Here is an 18,025-nt window from a genome sequence, read left to right as displayed (position 1 = left end):
CAAAAACCAACTACCACTCAACCGCTTCGCGACTGTCCTCATCCCACTGTGGATTCATTGCCTGTTGCAAAAACGCCTTCATCTGCAACTCGAGCCCGAACACCCGACTATTCACACCGAGCATCTTCTGGTAGAGCGGATCATCTTCAAGGCCGTCAGCCTTGAGTTGTTGCAAGACCTGCAAAACCACCGCCATCTGCGCGGCCACGGTACGGTAGGCAGACCCGCCGCCCTGCCCGTCTGGCCACTCGCGGATGCACTGGTACAACGCCGCTGCGCCCTGCCCGTCCATGCTGCGCAACTGCCTATACAAGTCGTCAAACGCCTCGGACGCCGGCCCCATTCGGGACGCCAGAGGCTGCACCACCTCCGCAGCTTGCAGTACCCCCTGCACAACACCTTCAATCCGCATCTTTGCCTGCCTCTTCACTTGGCTCGGGGGTTGCCAGCCAGCGATCGAGGCAATCTGTCAGGGTCGCCCGTGCGCCTTGATCCAGTTGTGCGTCGACCCGTTCCAGGCCGTCACACCCCGTCAATACCTGTTCCGCCAACTGTGCCTGGACCACCGCTGGATGAAACTCCAGGGCCAGTTCGCCCAGGTGCAAGCGGTAGTGGCTCTGAGCCTGGTACTGGACCTCGATCTGGCCCGCCCATTGACGGCGCAGCGCAGCCACCAGGCGCGTGTGGTCGCGTTTATGTCGTAGAGGCGCGATCAACTGCAGCGGTTCGCAAGCTTCGTTGCTGGCTGCCGGCCACTGATCGACAAGCGCCTCGGTCCACTGCACCTCACCGAGGACCTCGTCGAGGACGCCACGTACCGTCTCCATCAGTTCCCGACGCACTTGCCCTGCCAGACGCTGGCTGTGAAGCAAGGCTTCGGCCAGGTCCTGCGCAGCGTGCAATACACCCTCGCCATAGCCCTGTTGCCTGGCCAGCTCATGCATCGCCTGCACCTGCCGCTGTGCCTCGGCGATATGTTGTTGCGCCACCTGCCTGGCGTGTCGTTCAAGGGCCTGGCAACGTCGCGCAACGCTGCGCTCGGCAGCGCAGACATGCACCGGATCCAGGCCCGGCAGTTCGGCTTCACGCCGCAATGAATCGAGCATGTTGCACGGCCATCAGCAAAAGTCCCTTGTCCGGTTGCACTGCCGGCAATTGCGCCTGGCAGGCGACCACTTCGGTGGAAAACTGCAGTTCCAGACGCGCCAGCAAGGCCGCTGGCACGTGCGCCTGCCAGGCCAGCAGGGCGTTGAGACCGACGGCTTCGATGCGCGGTTTGAGCGCCAGGGTCGGCAGCGCGTCGAACCCACTCCGCGGCCCCAATGCACAACAGGCAAAGGCACGCTGTGCCGGTGTCAGCTCACGGGTTGCAACGTCCCGAACCAATGCCGGCCATAGCTGATAAGCACCGAGCAAGCGCGCAACCTCAGGCAACAACATCCAGTGCTGGAGCCACAGCAAGGTCATCTCGTCGTCCGGCCAGCACTGCGGCAAGGGGGGTAATTCAAGCCCCTGGCACAGGATTTCATCCAGCACCCGCAACACCGCAGGGTTGCGACAGTCGCCCGGTATGTCGAGACGCTCGGCATTGAGGTAGCACGATGGGTAGCGGGTAATGCGCTCTATCCACTCAACTGGCGACGACATCGCGCGCCCCCCGTCGCTGGTACCCCAACCACCCTGCGCCCGCGGCAAGGCCGGTTACGAGCAACAGCACCATCCACGGCAAAAGCCCTCGGGCAACACTGACTTGCATTTCCTGGGGTGCACGGTGCTGGATGGCTGCACGCGGGGTCAGGACGACTGAGATGTGCTCATAGTCAACATCACTGAAACTGTTCCTGAGAAAGCGCTTGAGGTCGTCGATCATGATGTCAGTTTCACTGTCAGGCTCATGCACCACCAGTGCCGACAGGTGCACCGGCGCGCTGCTGCGTCTACCCTCACCGGCGGCCAGGTCGTAGCTGACATGTACCCGTGCCGAGACCACCCCGGTCATGGCCGTTACCGATTGCTCCAGGCGTTGTTCGATGGCCGAGTACAACCGTGCCTTCTCCGCACGGGGCGAGGCGACCAGGGCATCGGCGGGAAACATTTCGGCCACCTGCATTCTTGCTCTTGAAGGCAGGCCGTACTGGGTCAGCAGATCCACGGCAGCCGGGAAATCCATTTGTGCCACCAGAACGTTGTACCCGCTCTTGCCGGTGTCGACTTTTTGCACAGCAATGTTGTTGCGTTGCAGCAAGGCCAGCACCTCATTGGCCTGTTGCTGATCCAGTCCCTGTAACAGCAAGGGCTGGCGACAACCGAGCAGGCACAGGCACAGCAATAGCCCGATCCACCCTTTCATGACTGACGCAACAAGGTTTCGGCGGTGCCGACAACCTTGCGTACCAACGTGTTGAACAGGTTGATATCGACGTTGTACTGCCCGATCTGCTCCTGCAACTGCGCCAGCCCCTGCGGGCTGGTGATGTCCGCACGTTGCAGCAGCTGCTCGATGCCGGTGACGCGCTGATCGCTGGACTGGGCCGCTTCGGCGAAGGTTTGCAACAGCCGGTCCTGCAAGGACACCGGTGCGCTGGGAATACCTTCGTGAAGCACCTGGACCGGGCCCTGCGTGGCTAAACCGGCAATGGAATCGATAGCCATTGATGTCATTCTCCTGTGCAAGGGACAACCCCTTGGGGCAATCAACGAGCCGCCTGGATGATTGCCATGTCGATATCCTTGAAACCCTTGACGGTGTTGGTCTGAGCATTGCGGAACACGGTGTAGGACGAGAACGCCGCCTGATACGCCGCCAGCAGCGCCGGGTCCGAGGCATCGCCCTGCAGGTCTTCCAGGGCCGTGTCCAGGGCCTCCTTCAAACCTTTCGCCCCCTTTTCGAAGGCAGCCGCCTGGCGTCCGAGAAAATCATCATGAAACTGCAATGGATCTACGAGGCCGCTCATGGCTCAAGTACCTGTATGGGTGGATTGAAATTGCCAGGAGGTCGACGAAGGCTTGCTATAGCCCTGCTCACCAACCTGATACGAAAGGCCCTTGAGCCGGTCGTCCTGAAGTACGATGGAAAAGTGCACGAAACGCGTGCCCCACTGCTGTTCGAAGCCGCGGATGAAGCGCCGTACGGCCTCCAACTGGCTGTCCTGCAGGTTGCCTTCGATGCGCAGGGCAACACTGCCTGGCGGGTCTTCGCGCCGGAACGGCACACCCATCTGACGCAGGCCGGCAACGGCCTGCTCGACACTGACTTGGTCGTCCTGCAGGCGAAACTCCAGGTGTTTGGCGTAAGGCGCAATCAGCAGAAAATGTTGCTCGAGACGCTCCTTGAGCCCTTGCTCCGGCGGCTCGCCGGCAAGTACCAGCACGGGATGTTGCGGCACGCTCAGGTCAAGCAGCCGAATTGCCAACCCGGGCTCGAGCGCCAGGAGCTTGCGCTCCAGCCGTTGTTGCTCCTGGGCCGTGACAATCAGCGCAACCCCTTCCAGTTGATGACGCATCAGCACCTGGCGAGTCCAGGTTGCCTCACGCTGCGAGTTGACCAGCACATAGATCAACTGATCACGCCCTTGCAGCACAGGCGCATGAGCATCGACCAATGCCGAAACGCTGCGCTGCTGTACAGAGCTCGTGCGATCGGGCACCGACCAGACAGCGACCGACGTCAACAAGACGCACAGCGCAAACACGCCAGCGACCCAGTGCAACGAGCCGTACCCGTTGTTCCTGCGAAGGGAAGTTGCTGGCGCCTGCTGCAGGCACCAGGTTTGTGAGTTCAAGCGAAAGGCAATCTGCAATCCACCGACCTGCTGCTGTTGCTGCATCGGCCACTGCTGCCATGACGCAGGCGAGGTTTGCAACAACCGGCCCCTTATCACGCCCGGTGCCTCAACCAAGACCTCGAAACTGCACGCCTGCTGGTCCAGCGCAATGAACAACACTTGCGACGATTCCACACCCTGCCCGGTGACCGATGCCACTTCGGCAGCCGGCCCGACCATGACCTGGGTCGAGCCTGCCGCCAGGACAAACTCGCACCCTGCCATCGGGCCATTGAACACGCGCATGACGCAGGAATCTGTCGAGGCTTCTTGCATACCGGCACCCTTGAAAGACGTGAACGAGCACGAACAATGCAAAGTCTGCGGTAGCCAGCGTCAGCGATCCTGATGAGATTCTGATGGCTCCCTGATAGCCACTGGTAACGAGGGGAAGCAGGCGTCGAGAAAGCGGAGCAACTGATCCAGCACCTGTTGCTGGCAACCCGCGAACAGACGGCAATCCACTATTAGATGGTCGTGTCCGCTGACCAGCTCGACCGCCAATTGATAACGCCCCGCGGATTCGATGCAATAGCCATACAAGTATTGACCGGGCGCCAGGCATTCGATCAGATCGATGGCTTCCAGCGGTGTTGCACACAAGCTGGCCACCGAAAAGGACAACAATTCGACTCGTTGACTCAAGGTCTTGCGCACCAGGCACTTGAGGGTTTCGTTGAACATCAACATCTCGCGCGGCAACTGCCCGCGAAACGGCAAGATGGCCAAGGTAGGCAACCTCGGGGGACTGTCGGGCAAGTCTGCCAGGCGCTGCACCTGGCCATTGAACCGGTACCCCCGGCCGTAGACCGTGACGATCAGGTGTCGATGGTCCTTGAACAGCTTGCGCAGCACGCAGATGCAGCGGGTCAGTGATTCTTCGGCGGTGTCCATCCCAGGCCAGACAGCATCCAGCAAACGGTCCTTGGACACCAGCCGACCGGCATTGGCCAGCAGCAAGCGCAGCACCTGCCGCTCCTTGGGCGGCAGGTGCTGGCCGCGGCCAGCTTGCCATAACATACCGTCAGGGCACAGACGCCAACCCTCGAAGGTATAGGCGACTGTATCGGGGGGACCATACAAGGCTGTCATTGGGCTAGTGCCTGCCATCGCTCATCACATTCAGTGCAAGCGCACCTGGGACGGCTTGCAGGCAGACAACTATAGGAACTTGTTCCCTGTAAAAATGTAGGTTTCAGCCTACGGACGCACCACAGCAAATCCACAGGAGCGCGTAGGACTATTCGACCAAGCAGCGCCCCAGTGCCTGCTCAACGGTTCGCACCACATCACTGACAAGCCGCCAGTGCCTGATAGCCCCCGGGTCCAGCTGCTGGTCGAAGCGCTCATTGAGCGCCTCGACCATCTCGACGATGTTCAGCGAATCACAGCCCAGGTCATGCACCAGGTCGGCGCCAGGCGCGATGTGCTGACCAGCGCTGCCCAGGCAGGCAGCCAGCACGTCAATCACCTGTTGTTCAAGATTGCTACTCATAACGTGGTCATGTGCTTGAGCAAATCGGCGAACTCCTTCATGTGTGCCGACAGGGTCCTGTTGAAGTTGTCGTGGTAGCTGTTGGCGTTGGAGAACTTCTGGGTGAAGGCCTGCAGTTGATTCTTCATGGCCTCTTCCTGAGCGTTGAAGCCGTGCTGCCAGGCCTGGAACTTGGCAGTGTCCCAGACCTGATAGTTGCTCGGGGTGCCCGCCTTCATTGACCTGATCGGAGCCAGGTCAATGACCACCCCATAGCCGCCCGTTGGCAGCTGCTTTACCGAGCTGGCCGGTAGCCCCAGAGCAGCCTGCCACTTCTGCGCGTCCTCCAGGGTCGCTTCAGGATGGCCCGGTTCAGGAAACAGCACGGCAGCAGCATTAGGCAAGGAAAAATCGCGTATCAACTTATCGAATTCTCGATGAAATGTATCGCCTCTGATCGTGACTTTTTTGCCCTCATCGGCACTGCCGATCCACCACTGCATATCGGCGGTGATCCTGCTGGTGAAGGCCGCGAAGAACTTCTGATAGCTTTCGAGGATATGGGTGTATTGGCTCAGGTACTTTTCCTTGATCAAGCCGATCAGCTCGGTCAATTTTTCAAAGAACCCGTCGACCGACTGCACGACCGGCGGCAAGCCCGACAGGCTGTGCTCAGGGCGGGGTTGGCTGGTGAGTTCAAATTGCTCCTGAGCCAGTGCCGCCAGTGTGGCCATGGCCGTGGCCTTCGCCGCTGCGTTTGGCAGCCATGTATCGTTCACTCTCACCGACGGCAACAGCATCGTTGGGGGTGATACCGTTGCATCCAAATAGCCCATAAAACCTCCCAATCAACGAATAGCTGATGCCGCAGCACGCGACTGCATTATCTGCAAGACCATCTCCATCAACTTGTTCAACAGGTTGCTATCAGCGGCGTCTTTCTGCCCCACCTCATCGGCCAGCCCCTTTGTTATCGTATGCGCACTCTGCTGCTGCAGTTCGCGCTCACGGGCAGCGTATTCATCGAGGCGTACCATGCTCGATACGGCATTGCTGCCGGTCGTCGCCAACGAGCTGAGCAACTGTCCATAGAGCTGTGGCTTCATATAGCCCTTCTCGTTCATCAGGCTCTGCCATTCCGATTGCCGGGCCTGCTTCTGCGCCTTGAGGATTTCGCTGTCAAACCAGGCCTGCTCCTCCGGGCTGGCAGTACGCCCCTTGGGGGTGAAGTCGGTAGTACCCGGCTTGCCGGCATCATCCAGGGTCCGCACCCGGGTCGGCACACCTGGCTCGAAATCACTGCGCGCACGCTGAACCTGCAGATCGCCGGCAATATTGCCGGCCTCCATGGCATTGCGCTTGTGCAGGCCGATATCCGCATGCTTGCCTGCCAGCCCCTTGAGGTTGAGGGCGGCGCCACCACCCGCCATTACCCCGGTCAGCACCGCACCGCTGATGGCACTGTTCAGTTGCGCGGTACCCGCCTCGCGTATGGCTTCGCCCTGAGCCTTGGCCGCTTCGGCACTGACAAGGGTGTAGTGACCACGTAGCTGGGCGTTGGCCAGGCGCGCAATGTTCACTGCAATGACCGCTGCGAGCAGAACGTCCACATGGCTTTCCCAGGCGCCCGGATCAAAGCCCGGACTGTCGCGCTCAAGCCTTTCCAGGGTGCGTTTGTACAACTCGAGGGCCAGTTCCTTCTCACGCAAGGTCCAGTCCTCGGTACTCATCAATTGCTGCATGTGAGGGAGGGCCCAGGGCAAGGCTGACGCGCTCAGAACCTGGTCTTCTCCCACTTGTACCGGATCCGGCGCTTTCATGATGCCGCGTGAATCAGTGACAGGCCTGATGAAGTCGGTCAGCAGCCTGGTTGAAGGTGAAATTCCGTTGAGTGTGCTCATGAGTGCTCCTTCAATTATTCCTGGCCATTTGCTGCTTGATCGACGAGCTAAGCTGCAAGTCCTGCAGCAACTTCTCCACCTCCTGCAGAAGCACCTGCATGGCCTTCCCGTAGCGCTCGAGGATCTCGCTCATGTACTGAATCATCGCCTCGCTGAAGATGCGGGACACCTCCGTTTCGGCCAGGCTGTCGGCGGCCTTTTCCTGATGCGCCGCCCCCTTTACCTGATAGGCCGACTGCGCAGCCACACTGCCGAATTCGGCAACGCCGAGCAGCATTTCGGCGCGCGTGGCGTAGAGCGAAACCGTGGTTTTGTTCAGACTCAGGCCCAGCGCATTGCTCAGCTTGGCCATGGCCTGGGTCAGGCTGCGGCCTGCGGTGCTGGCCGCCTGTTGCAGGGCCTGCACCAGGGTTGGCAGCATCTTGCTGATGATCTCGCCGATCTTCGCCGCGACCTTGGCAATGACCGGCCCCAACACCGCGCCGGCGCCCACCACTGCCAGTGCCACGGCAGCAATGGTGGCGACGATGCCGGCAATCATCCCGCCGATCTGGGCAATCTGTTGCGCCGTCTTCTCGCTAAAGACCCCCAGTTCTTTGAGCACCTCGGCGTAGATCTGGGTGAACAGCTTGATCGCCTCTTGCACGACCTTCATCAGCGGTTTGCTCACCTCGCCCATGAACGATACCCCCGAGGTATGCTCGACCAGCTTGTCGGTGGCCATCAGGGCCACGCCTACCAGCGCGACGGCGAGACCGGTCAGGACACCGGCCGAAGCCGCGGTCACCACCGCACCCACCACGGTTGCCACAACGGCGATCAGCGGACCAAGGATTTTGCTCAAGCAATTGCCGGTTTTTTGCGCGGCTTCTGCCTTGCGCAACTCCTCGAGGTATTTTTCAGATTCCAGCTTCATGTGCTCCTGGATCTGCTTCTGCAACTGCTGGAACAGCTCTTGGCTGAACCGCTCCATTTCCTCGGCGGACTCACCCAGCAACTCAATGATCTGCAAGCGCATGAGCAGCGCCTGGCCAGACGTATTGAGCAGGCGCTGGGCATCGGCTTTGACGGTTTCTCCGGAGATCCCGGCCTGCTGCACCTGAACGATTTTCTCCTGAGCTTTGATGGCAGCCTGGTCAGCGACCGCCACCTGTTGGCGATGCTGCGCGAGCGTGCTCTGCAAGTGTCCCTCACCCTCTTGGAGCTGGCCCTGCAGCGACTGCATCAGTGCCCGCTCGGCCTCATGCTCAGGTGTTCCCGGCTGCAGGCTGGCCAGCCGTTCTTCACTGGCCTGCACCTGCTGTCGCAGGTGGTCAACGCGCTCATGCGCCTGGGTCAACTGGTGCTGGCTGACCTGGACATCAGCTTCAGCCGCTACCAGTGCTTCAACCGCTGCCGCAAAGTCGGCGGAAAGTTGCGCATGCCCTTGCGCTGCGGCGCTGTACTTGCTCATTTGCAACTCCAGCCGCTGTTTGAGCTTGTAATTCTCGACATCGCCCAGTAACTCGCTGATCGCCGCCAGCAGTTCGATGTAGCTTGCCTGGCTACCGGTCTGCTGGACTGTAGGCGGCGTCAACGGCGGGCGACCAGCGATCGACCGGCCGCTACCGGCATAACTGACCGAAGCCAAGGCCTGTGCTGCGATATGCGCAAATTCAAGCGTACGCGCTGCCGCGCTGGCAGCGCTGGCATAGGCGGATGAGGTATCGGCGGCTGGCTGCGCTGCGGCGCGGCCCAGGGAATCTATGCTCACCTGTTCTTACTCCTTTTCATTGGCACGCAGGGCATCCAGCGCTTCGAGCCCGGCTTGCGCCTGTGTCTTCAACTGAGGGTCGCCGCTGTCCTTGAGCACATACTCGAAGCACAACCGGGCTTTGCCCGGCTTGCCCAGCGCCAGCTGGCACTGGCCACTGTGAAACAAAGGGCGGTAGTCCTTGCGACCCTGAGCAAAGGCAACGGCATACAGATCAACGGCCTTGGCGTAATCGCGTTTGAGTTGGTGCACCGCTGCAAGGCCCATCCAGTATTGCGGGTTGTAAAAGTCATAGATGCACAGAAAATGGAAAAGCCTCTGCGCATCGTCGAGACGGCCCTGTTCGTAAAACTGGTAGGCAAAGGCGTAGAGGCTGTCCATCTGCGCATCGTCCAGTCCACGCAGGTCTTTAAGACTGGCACCAGCAATCACCGCCTCCACCACCCCGACAGCAGTGGCCTCATCCAGTGTGTTATCGCCTTTCATCGAAACCTCCTAGAACCTGACGCTTGCATTGGGCCAGAGCGTTGCAAGGGTCGCTGCCAGATAACGCTCATTTCACGCGTCAAGCCTGCTCGACCTGCTCGAGCCAGACCAATAGACGCAGCACCTGCTCGACCTCCTGAATTTGCAGGAAGCTGTAACGCCGATGGGTCTTGAAAATGCGCCGGGCCAGATTGATGTCGGTGATCACCGGCACTCCGACTTCTTCAGCGTAAGTCCGCACCGCCAGGGCCCGCTGGTTGGTCTCGATCAGTGAAATGAACGGCAGCAGGCTGACCTCTGGGCGAAAGTAAATGCCGATGGCGATATGGGTCGGATTGGCGAGGATCATCCGTGAATTACGGATGTCGGAACGAACCTGCTCGTTGAGCAGCTCCTGGTGCAGCTGACGACGCTTGCCCTTGATGTGTGGATCGCCGTCCTGCTCTTTGTGTTCGCGCTTGACTGAATGCAGGTCCATCTTCATCTCGCGCATGAACAGCCAGTACTCGACCAGGGCATCGAGGGCCACGACCAGCAAGGCACAACCCAGGATGGTCATGAACAGGGCGAATAGCAGTTCGCCCCAGATCGCCAGCAACACCAGCGGCGTGGCATGCAACTGGGCGAACAACAAGGCCCGGTATTGCCACCAGACAATGCACAGGGCAAGGGCAAAGCAGCCCAGGTAAAGCAGTGCTTTGAGCGTGTCCTTGACGGTTCGCACACTGAACAGCTTCTTGAAGCCGTTGATCGGGTTCAAGGCGCCCAGGTTGAGTTTCAGTGCTTCGCTGGCCAGGCGAAAACCGCTTTGCAGCAGGGCCGGTAAGGCACTGCCAAGGATGCAAATCACGACCATGGGCAGAATCAGCTCCAGGGCCAGGCGCAGCAGGCTGGCCGAGTAGCGCGCCAGATCATCCTGAAGCCCCCCGGCCAGGATACGCCGATACACCTCCATGATTTCCAGCAGTCTGGTGTCATTGAGCATGGCCGCCAGCCCCAGCAACATCATGCACGTGGTCAGCAGGTCACGGGCCTTGAAGGTCTGGCCTTTACGTGCGGCATCGCGCAGGCGCTTTGCGGTGGGCTTCTCGGTTTTAGACGCGCTGGACGACATCAGCGCAACGCCTGTATCTGTAGATACTGCGGCAGGTGCCGGGGAGCATCTGCCATGCCCATGACCTCCTCGGGCAAGTGTGAGCCAAAGTACAGAAGCAGTACCACCAGCGCGACCAGGCTCTTGATGGTCAGCGAAACAGAGAACGCATTCATCTGCTGGGCATAACGCGACAGCAGTCCGAGTAGGGCCTCGCTGAGCAGCATCGCTGCGACCACCGGCGCGCTGATCGCCAGGGTCTTGGCGACGATGGCATCCAGCAGCGCCGCCATCGCCGACAAGGAAAATCCGCAGGCCCTGCCGGGATCGCAGAGTTGGTAACTCAGGGAGATAGCGTCGAGCATCAGCAACAGCCCGCCCCCTTCAAGGTAGAGGACGGCGGCAAACAACTGAAGAAAGGTTGCCAGCTCCGAGTTGTCGACACCGTTGGCCGGATCCAGGACGTTGCTGAACATGGCCCCGCGCTGGTTGTCGATCAGGTTGCCCATGGCATGCAGGACCCAGAACGGCCAGCACAGCAGGCAGCCCAGCAGCGTACCGATACCTGCTTCGCGTAACAGCAGGCCAAGAAACGCCAGGCTGTCGAGCGCGGGCAATTGCTCACCGATCAGCGGTGTCAACGCCAGGGCCAGGAGAAACATCACGGCCTGGCGAGGTGCCCCGGTCAATACGCCACTATTGAGAAACGGCAGCATGAAGAACAGCGGTGCCAGCCGTGCCACACCCAGTAGCGCCGTCGCCATCAGGCCATACAGTTCAAAAAACAGCCCGGCGCCCATCAGCGCAACGCCAGCTGCAATACTTCGCGACTGAAGCCCAGCAATACCTCACCGTACCAGCCGGACAGCAAGAACAGGCAGATCGAAACCGCCAGCAGCTTGAAGCCGAACGGCAACGTCTGCTCCTGCAGCTGGGTAACAGTCTGGAACAGGCCCACCAGCAGCCCCACGACCGTGGCCACCACCACCGGCCAGGCCACCAGTAACAGGATCAGGTACAGGGCCTTGTTGCCCGCGTACACCAGCTCATCCATGCTCTACCTGCCGCCCCACGGCCAGGTACTGTTCGACCAGCCCGGTGGAAAGCAGGGACCAGCCATCAAGGGCGACGAACAGCACCAGCTTGATCGGTACCGAAATGATCACCGGGCTCATCATCATCATGCCCAACGCCAGCAACAGACTGGAGATCACCAGATCGACTATCACAAACGGCAGGTACAGGTAAAAGCCGATCTTGAATGCGCTCTTGATTTCACTCAGGGCATACGCGGGCAGCAGGGCGAACAGCGACGGTTCTGATTGCTCGTCGTACCCTTCGTCTGCACCTTGCTGGTCACTGTGCTGGGCTCGTTCGAAAAACTGCGCAAGCTCAGGATCCGTGTATTGACGCAGGTAACGCTTGTAGCTGCCCAGGCCGTTCTCGGCAAAATCCACCACCGCCTCGATGTCGTCGAACGCGACCTGATGCTCCTTGTAATAGCTGTAACCCTGCTGCACCACCGGGGTCATGACGAAGATCGCCAGCATCAGCGCGATGGCGTTGAGGCTCATGTTCGACGGCACCTGCTGCAGGCCCAGAGCGTTGCGCACGATGACGAAGACAATGGAGAACTTCAGGTAACAGGTTCCGGCAGCCACTACAAACGGCAACAACGAAGCGAAGGCCAGCAGGGCGATCAGCGAGACATCATTCATCGCCGGGCATTTCCCTTACCTGATGCAGCTCAAGCGCCAGTTGCTCGCCCGCGCGCACCAGTTCGCCACAGCCCAGCCACTGTCCGTTGGCGCGCACCTGGACCTGCTGCAGTGCCTGCGCATCAAGGTTCAACAAACCAGCTTCCAGGCTGGCGGCAAGCTCGGCAAAGCTCAGGTCGACAGTGGGCAGCGAGAACTCCAGGGTCACGGGCAATGCAGCCAGCTTCGTGGGTTCGGGTGCCTGTTCAGGCGACATGGACGGGACGGAAGTCATGTGTATTCCTTGCTCGATAAAACTGAATGCGCCAGCAAAGCGGCCGTTCAAGCGCCAATGCGGGCTAAAGTCGAGAATGCGCAGCAGATCGCCCGTAGCAGGCGGTAGCCGGGGCCGCCACTGACTAAAGCCGAGCATCAGCTCAAGGCCCGCAGGAAGACCTGAACAACGCCCGAGTTTCGGCGCCGGCAATTGCAGTGCGGTCGGCAGCTCGGTCAGCCAGAGGGGCCCGGTGCCAGTGTCGACCATGAGCAACGGCCAAGGTGGAATTGCCCTGCCCGTCACCCGCTCGACTGCTTCCAGTTGGTCGTACGCCAGCACCGGTAGCGGTGCAGGTACTGGCCGCGGCATGACCTCGAACAGTTGCCGGATATGTTCAGCACAAGGTGGCCGCACCAACAGGCCGGATAGCTGCGGCAGACGACCGCCCAGCCACGCATGGGCAGCAACCAGGCCCGACCACGCCCCCAAAGACGAACGGGCACGAAACGCCAGGTACTCGACATCCACTGACGGCGTGCTCATTTGCAGTTGCGCCTCATGGCGCAACAGTCGTCGCTGCAACGCCGCTTGCGGATGTAGCTGACGCAGGGTGAGCGGGCTCAACGCGACTGCTCCGGCTCGTCTTCAGGCTCGTCGGCATGCGCTCGCCTATGCCCATGGTCGCGATCATCGGCACGTTCGGACAAGCGCCAGGCGGGTTGATCCAGACGCGAAAACGGCTCGCGCAGTTGCTCCAGCAGCACGTTCTTGTCGGGAGTAACCAGCATGCCCTGAGTGCTTTCGTTGCCGGTGATCAGCAGGGTGCCGCTGATGCGTCCGTTATCGAATGGCACCCGCAAGCCCTCACCAGGCTGGTTGGCTGGCGCTGAATCGATTGGCTTCTGCAGCGACGCCGGCAAGGATGGCATGCGAATCGGCGGAAGTTCGGCAGCAACCAGTGTCGGTCGGGCAGTCGCCGCACGCACCATGACGAGACTGGCCTGTACCGGGAAGTGTTCACACTCGGCTTCGGTCACGCCAGTTGACAGTTGAGTCAGGGGCGGCGTTTCAGGCGGGCCGGCTGGCAACAGTGTCGCCCCTTCCGTTTGAGGCAGGATTGGTAGCATACGCTGCGAATCGCCAGCGACCTTCTCCTCTACCGAGTGCCCACTGGCAGCTGGCACTTGCGCCAGGTCGGCAGCGGCTGCCGCCAACCTGGCTGGCGCTGAATCGATCGGCATCCGCGGCGTCGCAGGCAAGGAAGGCGTGCGCATCGGCGAAAGCTCGGCAGCAACCAATGTCGGCCGGGCAGACGCCGCATGCACCATGACGAGACTGGCCTCTGTCGGGAAGTGTGCACACTCGGCTTCGGTCACGCCAGTCGACAGTTGAGTCACAGGCGGCCGGGCTGGCAACCGTATCGTCCCCGCCATTTCAGGCAGCCCTGGCAGCATACGCCGCTGATCGCCAGCGATCCTCTCCCGGACCGAGTGCGCAGTGGCGGTTGGCACTTGCGCCAGGTCGAACGCAGGCACTGCCGGCAACCTTTTGATGCTCAAATGCGGCTGCGGGACCCATGGTGCCAGTGCCTGCAAAACGCCCTGGGGCAACTCCACGCTTTCAAGTGGCGGCAACAGCTCATCCAGCGCCGGAGCAGGCTGATCCAGGGGGGTAACGCTGCCATGCCCGACCGATACTGTCATTCGTTCCATAATCCAGCCTTGAACCTCTGCTCATCCAGTTCGTCGTCTTCACGGCGTTGGCACTGCCGCTGCCTTTGCCGGCTCATCTGCTGCAGATGCCGTTGATGTTTGTCATGGCGACGCTGCAAGGCGCTCAATTGTTGCTGTTGGTTGACTTGGTCCTGCTGCAGTTGCCGCTGTTGGAGGCTGATCTGCTCCAGCTCCAGGGTCCACACCTGGGACTGGCGGCGAAACATGGCTTGGCGACGCAACAGGTCGAGCAGCTGGCTATGGCTGAGTCGCTGCCCGTTCTCCTCTTGCCGTAACGCGTGCAGCGCTGCCTGTCGCTCCTGCAGCTCGCCAGCCTGTTCCTTGAGTACCCGAGCCTGCTGCACGGTGCACGCCAGGTTCTGCTGCACCGCCTGCAAGCGCCCTTCACCCAGCTGCAGCCACGCCTGCCACTCAGACGAGCAACGCATGCAGTGCCTGCTCGGCAGCTTCGGCCGTGACTGCCTGTTCGGTACCCTGGCGCAGCCATTGATGCAAAGCATCGCGGCACGCCAGGGCCTGATCGTTGAGCGGATCGATACCGCTCTGGTATTCACCCAGCTCCAGCAGCAGGCGCATGCCCTGAAGCCTGGCCAGACGCTCACGGGCCTGGTTGGCCAGAGCAATGCTCGCCGTACTGCACACCTGGTGAGCAACCCGACTTGTACTGCGCAACACATCGATGGCGGGGAAATGGCCTTTGGCTGCCAGTTCGCGGCTCAGGTAGATATGCCCATCGAGGATCGAGCGAATCTCTTCAGCCAACGGGTCAGGCTCGTCGTCAGACTCCAGCAGCACCGTGTAGAACGCCGAGATACTGCCGGTGACCGTTACCCCCGGACGCTCCAGCAGGCGCGGCAAGGCCTCGAACAGCGAAGCCGGATAACCGCGTCGCGCCGGCGCTTCACCCGCTGCCAGGGCCAGGTCCCGGCGAGCCCGGGCATAACGGCTCAAGGAGTCGATCAGCAACACCACGTGCTGGCTGCGATCGCGAAAGTACTCAGCCACGCTGGTCGCGACCAAGGCTGCGTTGCAACGGTCCACCGCCGGGCTGTCGGAACTGGCCTGCACCACCACCGTGCGGGCACTGCGCGGCGAACCACGCAGACGCTCGATGAACTCGGCCACTTCGCGACCACGCTCGCCGATCAGGCCGACAACGAACACATCCGCTTCGGTGTGCTCCACCAGCATGTCGAGCAATGAGGTTTTACCGGTACCGGCGGCAGCAAAGATACCGACCCGCTGGCCAACGCCGCAGGTCAGCAGGGTATCGATCGCACGGATGCAGGTGCTCAACCGCCGCCTGACCGGTCGACGCTGGCTGTAGTGTGGCGGCGGATTGTCCAGACCATAGGGGACGCTCGGCCGGCCATGGGCCGGTGCCAAACGCTCGACCACCTGACCACGGGCATCGAGCACCGCACCGAGCAGGTCATCGCTGCAGTGCAGGCGCAGGGGTGCTCCGGTGGCCACCACCAGCGACTGACGCGACAGGCCCTGCGGCTCACCCAACAGGCTAAGCAGTGCCACCTCGGCGTTGAAGCCAACGACCTGCGCCCAGGCTTGCGGCCTGGGATCGCGCCAGTGCTGAAAGACCTCGCACAGTTCACCGATGGCAACGCCAGCCAGCGGCACTTCCAGCAGGGGCCCGAGCGAACGGCGCGGGTGCGCGCCCTGACGTGTCAATTGCATCAGGTTCATTGCCGCACCGGAGTATGTTCAGCAGCTGCCATTGCCGTTCCTAGAGTGTCTTGATCACGTTGACTGAAATGTTTTCGGCGACCTCGGCGAAGGACATCACGTCCAGTTCCCTGAAGCGGCCATCGATCAACTTTTTCATGTAGCGCCTGACGTCCACCGAGCACAGCAGCACCAGGTCCTTGTGCGGGATGTACAAATCGCCAAGGCCAGCGCCGACGCGATCGAGCAGGGCTTCGACCTGGGCTGCGTCGAGGTTGACGAAGTTACCTGCGGAGGTCTGGCGCACGGCCGAACGCACCACCTCCTCGAACTCGGTACCGAGCAACAGCACGTTGAGCGTGTCCTGCCGGGCGAACTTGTTGCTGATGTAACGCGCCAGTGCACCGCGTACATGCTCGACCAAGGCCAGGGTGTCCTTCTCCCGGGACGCCCAGTGCGCCAGGGTTTCCATCACCAGTTTCATGTTGCGTACCGAAATGCGCTCACTGATCAGCCGTTGCAGCACTTCGCTGATCTTCTGCACGGTGACATAGCGATAGACTTCCTTGAGCAGGTCGGGATACTGCCTTTCCAGCTCATCGAGCAGCGTCTTGGTTTCCTGCACGCCGAAAAACTCCTGGATGTTGCGCGCCAGCACCACCGCCAGGCTGTGGTAGAGCTCCTGCTGGGCCGCCCGTAGCGGATAGCCGAGCGTGGCGATAGCCTGGCTGTGACTGTCGCTGATCCACAGGCTCTCGACTTTGTTGCTGTCGCGCCCACGCCTGATCTCGACCCCTGAGTCTTGCAATTGCTCACCGAAATCGAGCAGGCGATGGTGCTCGAAGAACAGGTCGAACTGATCGGCTCGCACCTCGTTGATCAGGATCGTGACCTGGTGTTCGGGCAATGTCTTGGCCGCACGCAGATGCGGCTGGGCAATGCGCAAGCCGTAATCCATGAAAAACTGGCTGCGCAGGCGTTCAGCAAAGCGTGCCTGCTGTAATTCGCCCAGCCGGTTCGGCGGCACCAACAGCAACAGGGGCAGGGTTTCGGTGCTCAGGCTGTCGATATCGACCAAGGTTTCTGCCGGCCCTGGCTCACGACCCGCCTCAAGGCTTGCACCCTCGCCCGCCTCGGCCTGCACAGGCCGCCGTCGGCGCCAGAGCACCGCCGCCATGACGCTGCTGATGAACACGAAGACCAGCAGCGGAAAGCCCGGCAGCAAGCCCACACCCAACGCCAGCAATGCGCACACCCCGAGCACGAATGGATTGCCCAGCACCTGGCTGAGCATGTTGCGCCCCAGGTTCTGCTCGTCGCCATTGACCCGGGTGACGATGAAGCCTGCGCCAATGGCGATCAACAGCGCGGGAATCTGCGCGACCAGACCGTCACCGATCGTCAACAGGGTAAAGGTCGACAGCGCAGTGGACATATCCATGCCCAACTGACCGACACCGACGGCCAAGCCACCAATAAAATTGACGAAGATGATCACAATGCCGGCAATGGCATCGCCTTTGATGAACTTCATGGCACCATCGAATGAACCGTACAGCTGGCTCTCACGCTCAAGCTCACTGCGCCTGGCCCGGGCCTGGGCCGCATCGATGGCACCGGCCTTGAGGTCGCCATCGATGCTCATTTGCTTCCCGGGCATGCCGTCCAGGGAAAACCGTGCGGCGACTTCCGCCACCCGCTCCGAGCCCTTGGTGATGACAATGAACTGAACAATGGTGACGATCGAGAAAATCACGAACCCCACTACCAGGTTCTCGCCAATCACGAACTCACCGAAAGAGGCAATGATCTCGCCGGCATCGGCCTGGGTCAGAATCAGCCGGCTGGTACTGATCGACAGCGCCAGGCGAAACAGTGTGGTCAACAGCAACAACGCCGGAAAAGTCGAGTAACTGAGGATTCGCTCGATATAGAACGAGCCCATGAAAATCAACAACGACAGGACGATGTTCAGGCCGATCAGGAAATCCACCAGCATTGTCGGCAAGGGGATGATCAACATGGCGATAATCATCACCATCAACGCCAGAATGAGCAGTTCCGGGCGCGCAGCGAACCGGGCCAGCCAGAGATTCAGCAACGCCAT

Annotated in this window: 22 protein-coding genes; all 22 read right to left on the bottom strand. The window is 61.0% G+C overall.

Annotated features, from left to right (window positions below; genetic code table 11):
• Positions 1-10 precede the first annotated feature (10 nt).
• The gene (locus DM813_RS25235) at positions 11-412 is read right to left on the bottom strand and encodes a hypothetical protein (protein WP_164897293.1); all 402 of its coding nucleotides are present in this window, start codon (positions 410-412) and stop codon (positions 11-13) included.
• Positions 402-1,106, bottom strand: a complete 705-nt coding sequence (locus DM813_RS25230) for a hypothetical protein (protein WP_128326120.1) — start codon at positions 1,104-1,106, stop codon at positions 402-404. Before DM813_RS25230 ends, DM813_RS25235 begins: the two co-directional genes overlap by 11 nt.
• A complete protein-coding gene (locus tag DM813_RS25225; RefSeq protein WP_128326119.1) occupies positions 1,084-1,647 on the bottom strand; it encodes a hypothetical protein in 564 nt (187 codons plus the stop codon). The genes DM813_RS25230 and DM813_RS25225 overlap by 23 nt, the downstream gene beginning before the upstream one ends.
• Positions 1,631-2,350, bottom strand: coding sequence for an EscJ/YscJ/HrcJ family type III secretion inner membrane ring protein (locus tag DM813_RS25220; protein WP_128326118.1), 720 nt, complete (start codon positions 2,348-2,350; stop codon positions 1,631-1,633). Before DM813_RS25220 ends, DM813_RS25225 begins: the two co-directional genes overlap by 17 nt.
• Positions 2,347-2,652: a type III secretion system inner rod subunit SctI gene (gene sctI / locus DM813_RS25215; RefSeq protein WP_128326117.1), complete on the bottom strand. Its 306-nt coding sequence runs from the start codon at positions 2,650-2,652 to the stop codon at positions 2,347-2,349. The genes DM813_RS25220 and sctI overlap by 4 nt, the downstream gene beginning before the upstream one ends.
• A 41-nt stretch (positions 2,653-2,693) precedes the next feature.
• On the bottom strand, positions 2,694-2,954 hold the full coding sequence (sctF, locus tag DM813_RS25210; RefSeq protein WP_128326116.1) for a type III secretion system needle filament subunit SctF: 261 nt from the start codon (positions 2,952-2,954) through the stop codon (positions 2,694-2,696).
• 3 nt (positions 2,955-2,957) lie between these two features.
• Positions 2,958-4,100 (bottom strand): PrgH/EprH family type III secretion apparatus protein, encoded by a 1,143-nt coding sequence (locus tag DM813_RS25205; RefSeq protein WP_128326115.1) that lies wholly within the window; start codon positions 4,098-4,100, stop codon positions 2,958-2,960.
• 60 nt (positions 4,101-4,160) lie between these two features.
• Positions 4,161-4,844: a winged helix-turn-helix domain-containing protein gene (locus tag DM813_RS25200; protein WP_128326114.1), complete on the bottom strand. Its 684-nt coding sequence runs from the start codon at positions 4,842-4,844 to the stop codon at positions 4,161-4,163.
• 220 nt (positions 4,845-5,064) lie between these two features.
• Complete coding sequence (locus tag DM813_RS25195) at positions 5,065-5,319, bottom strand: acyl carrier protein (protein WP_128326113.1); 255 nt, start codon at positions 5,317-5,319, stop codon at positions 5,065-5,067.
• Positions 5,316-6,146 (bottom strand): IpaD/SipD/SspD family type III secretion system needle tip protein, encoded by an 831-nt coding sequence (locus DM813_RS25190; protein ID WP_128326112.1) that lies wholly within the window; start codon positions 6,144-6,146, stop codon positions 5,316-5,318. Before DM813_RS25190 ends, DM813_RS25195 begins: the two co-directional genes overlap by 4 nt.
• Positions 6,147-7,199, bottom strand: coding sequence for an IpaC/SipC family type III secretion system effector (locus DM813_RS25185; RefSeq protein WP_128326111.1), 1,053 nt, complete (start codon positions 7,197-7,199; stop codon positions 6,147-6,149).
• Between the two features lie 10 nt (positions 7,200-7,209).
• Positions 7,210-8,952 (bottom strand): type III secretion system translocon subunit SctE, encoded by a 1,743-nt coding sequence (sctE, locus tag DM813_RS25180; RefSeq protein WP_128326110.1) that lies wholly within the window; start codon positions 8,950-8,952, stop codon positions 7,210-7,212.
• 6 nt (positions 8,953-8,958) lie between these two features.
• The gene (locus DM813_RS25175) at positions 8,959-9,438 is read right to left on the bottom strand and encodes a SycD/LcrH family type III secretion system chaperone (protein ID WP_128326109.1); all 480 of its coding nucleotides are present in this window, start codon (positions 9,436-9,438) and stop codon (positions 8,959-8,961) included.
• Between the two features lie 79 nt (positions 9,439-9,517).
• Positions 9,518-10,552 (bottom strand): EscU/YscU/HrcU family type III secretion system export apparatus switch protein, encoded by a 1,035-nt coding sequence (locus DM813_RS25170; protein WP_128326108.1) that lies wholly within the window; start codon positions 10,550-10,552, stop codon positions 9,518-9,520.
• Positions 10,552-11,331 carry a type III secretion system export apparatus subunit SctT gene (gene sctT, locus DM813_RS25165; RefSeq protein WP_128326107.1) on the bottom strand — a complete coding sequence of 260 codons (780 nt, stop codon included), beginning with the start codon at positions 11,329-11,331 and terminating at the stop codon, positions 10,552-10,554. The genes DM813_RS25170 and sctT overlap by 1 nt, the downstream gene beginning before the upstream one ends.
• Positions 11,331-11,585: an EscS/YscS/HrcS family type III secretion system export apparatus protein gene (locus DM813_RS25160; RefSeq protein WP_128326106.1), complete on the bottom strand. Its 255-nt coding sequence runs from the start codon at positions 11,583-11,585 to the stop codon at positions 11,331-11,333. The genes sctT and DM813_RS25160 overlap by 1 nt, the downstream gene beginning before the upstream one ends.
• On the bottom strand, positions 11,578-12,249 hold the full coding sequence (locus tag DM813_RS25155) for an EscR/YscR/HrcR family type III secretion system export apparatus protein (RefSeq protein WP_128326105.1): 672 nt from the start codon (positions 12,247-12,249) through the stop codon (positions 11,578-11,580). The genes DM813_RS25160 and DM813_RS25155 overlap by 8 nt, the downstream gene beginning before the upstream one ends.
• Positions 12,242-13,129 (bottom strand): FliM/FliN family flagellar motor switch protein, encoded by an 888-nt coding sequence (locus DM813_RS25150; protein ID WP_128326104.1) that lies wholly within the window; start codon positions 13,127-13,129, stop codon positions 12,242-12,244. The genes DM813_RS25155 and DM813_RS25150 overlap by 8 nt, the downstream gene beginning before the upstream one ends.
• Positions 13,126-14,208 carry a hypothetical protein gene (locus DM813_RS25145; protein ID WP_164897292.1) on the bottom strand — a complete coding sequence of 361 codons (1,083 nt, stop codon included), beginning with the start codon at positions 14,206-14,208 and terminating at the stop codon, positions 13,126-13,128. Before DM813_RS25145 ends, DM813_RS25150 begins: the two co-directional genes overlap by 4 nt.
• Positions 14,205-14,666, bottom strand: coding sequence for a hypothetical protein (locus DM813_RS25140; RefSeq protein ID WP_164897291.1), 462 nt, complete (start codon positions 14,664-14,666; stop codon positions 14,205-14,207). The genes DM813_RS25145 and DM813_RS25140 overlap by 4 nt, the downstream gene beginning before the upstream one ends.
• A complete protein-coding gene (gene sctN, locus DM813_RS25135) occupies positions 14,650-15,939 on the bottom strand; it encodes a type III secretion system ATPase SctN (RefSeq protein ID WP_128326101.1) in 1,290 nt (429 codons plus the stop codon). The genes DM813_RS25140 and sctN overlap by 17 nt, the downstream gene beginning before the upstream one ends.
• A 40-nt stretch (positions 15,940-15,979) precedes the next feature.
• Complete coding sequence (locus tag DM813_RS25130) at positions 15,980-18,025, bottom strand: EscV/YscV/HrcV family type III secretion system export apparatus protein (protein ID WP_128326100.1); 2,046 nt, start codon at positions 18,023-18,025, stop codon at positions 15,980-15,982.

The sequence above is a fragment of the Pseudomonas alkylphenolica genome (genome assembly GCF_004025535.1).
GTDB lineage: Bacteria > Pseudomonadota > Gammaproteobacteria > Pseudomonadales > Pseudomonadaceae > Aquipseudomonas > Aquipseudomonas alkylphenolica_A.
This window is presented reverse-complemented; position numbering and strand designations above follow the sequence as displayed.

Bases quoted from the DNA above. Each gene is read 5' to 3' on its own strand.
- DM813_RS25230 (WP_128326120.1), bottom strand. From the start codon at position 1,106: ATGCTCGATTCATTGCGGCGTGAAGCCGAACTGCCGGGCCTGGATCCG.
- sctT (WP_128326107.1), bottom strand. From the start codon at position 11,331: ATGGGCGCCGGGCTGTTTTTTGAACTGTATGGCCTGATGGCGACGGCG.
- DM813_RS25170 (WP_128326108.1), bottom strand. From the start codon at position 10,552: ATGTCGTCCAGCGCGTCTAAAACCGAGAAGCCCACCGCAAAGCGCCTG.
- DM813_RS25160 (WP_128326106.1), bottom strand. From the start codon at position 11,585: ATGGATGAGCTGGTGTACGCGGGCAACAAGGCCCTGTACCTGATCCTG.
- DM813_RS25205 (WP_128326115.1), bottom strand. From the start codon at position 4,100: ATGCAAGAAGCCTCGACAGATTCCTGCGTCATGCGCGTGTTCAATGGC.
- DM813_RS25145 (WP_164897292.1), bottom strand. From the start codon at position 14,208: ATGACAGTATCGGTCGGGCATGGCAGCGTTACCCCCCTGGATCAGCCT.
- DM813_RS25195 (WP_128326113.1), bottom strand. From the start codon at position 5,319: ATGAGTAGCAATCTTGAACAACAGGTGATTGACGTGCTGGCTGCCTGC.
- sctN (WP_128326101.1), bottom strand. From the start codon at position 15,939: ATGAACCTGATGCAATTGACACGTCAGGGCGCGCACCCGCGCCGTTCG.
- DM813_RS25130 (WP_128326100.1), bottom strand. From the start codon at position 18,025: ATGGCGTTGCTGAATCTCTGGCTGGCCCGGTTCGCTGCGCGCCCGGAA.
- DM813_RS25225 (WP_128326119.1), bottom strand. From the start codon at position 1,647: ATGTCGTCGCCAGTTGAGTGGATAGAGCGCATTACCCGCTACCCATCG.
- DM813_RS25155 (WP_128326105.1), bottom strand. From the start codon at position 12,249: ATGAATGATGTCTCGCTGATCGCCCTGCTGGCCTTCGCTTCGTTGTTG.
- DM813_RS25185 (WP_128326111.1), bottom strand. From the start codon at position 7,199: ATGAGCACACTCAACGGAATTTCACCTTCAACCAGGCTGCTGACCGAC.
- DM813_RS25175 (WP_128326109.1), bottom strand. From the start codon at position 9,438: ATGAAAGGCGATAACACACTGGATGAGGCCACTGCTGTCGGGGTGGTG.
- DM813_RS25140 (WP_164897291.1), bottom strand. From the start codon at position 14,666: ATGCGTTGCTCGTCTGAGTGGCAGGCGTGGCTGCAGCTGGGTGAAGGG.
- sctF (WP_128326116.1), bottom strand. From the start codon at position 2,954: ATGAGCGGCCTCGTAGATCCATTGCAGTTTCATGATGATTTTCTCGGA.
- DM813_RS25235 (WP_164897293.1), bottom strand. From the start codon at position 412: ATGCGGATTGAAGGTGTTGTGCAGGGGGTACTGCAAGCTGCGGAGGTG.
- sctI (WP_128326117.1), bottom strand. From the start codon at position 2,652: ATGGCTATCGATTCCATTGCCGGTTTAGCCACGCAGGGCCCGGTCCAG.
- DM813_RS25200 (WP_128326114.1), bottom strand. From the start codon at position 4,844: ATGTTATGGCAAGCTGGCCGCGGCCAGCACCTGCCGCCCAAGGAGCGG.
- DM813_RS25220 (WP_128326118.1), bottom strand. From the start codon at position 2,350: ATGAAAGGGTGGATCGGGCTATTGCTGTGCCTGTGCCTGCTCGGTTGT.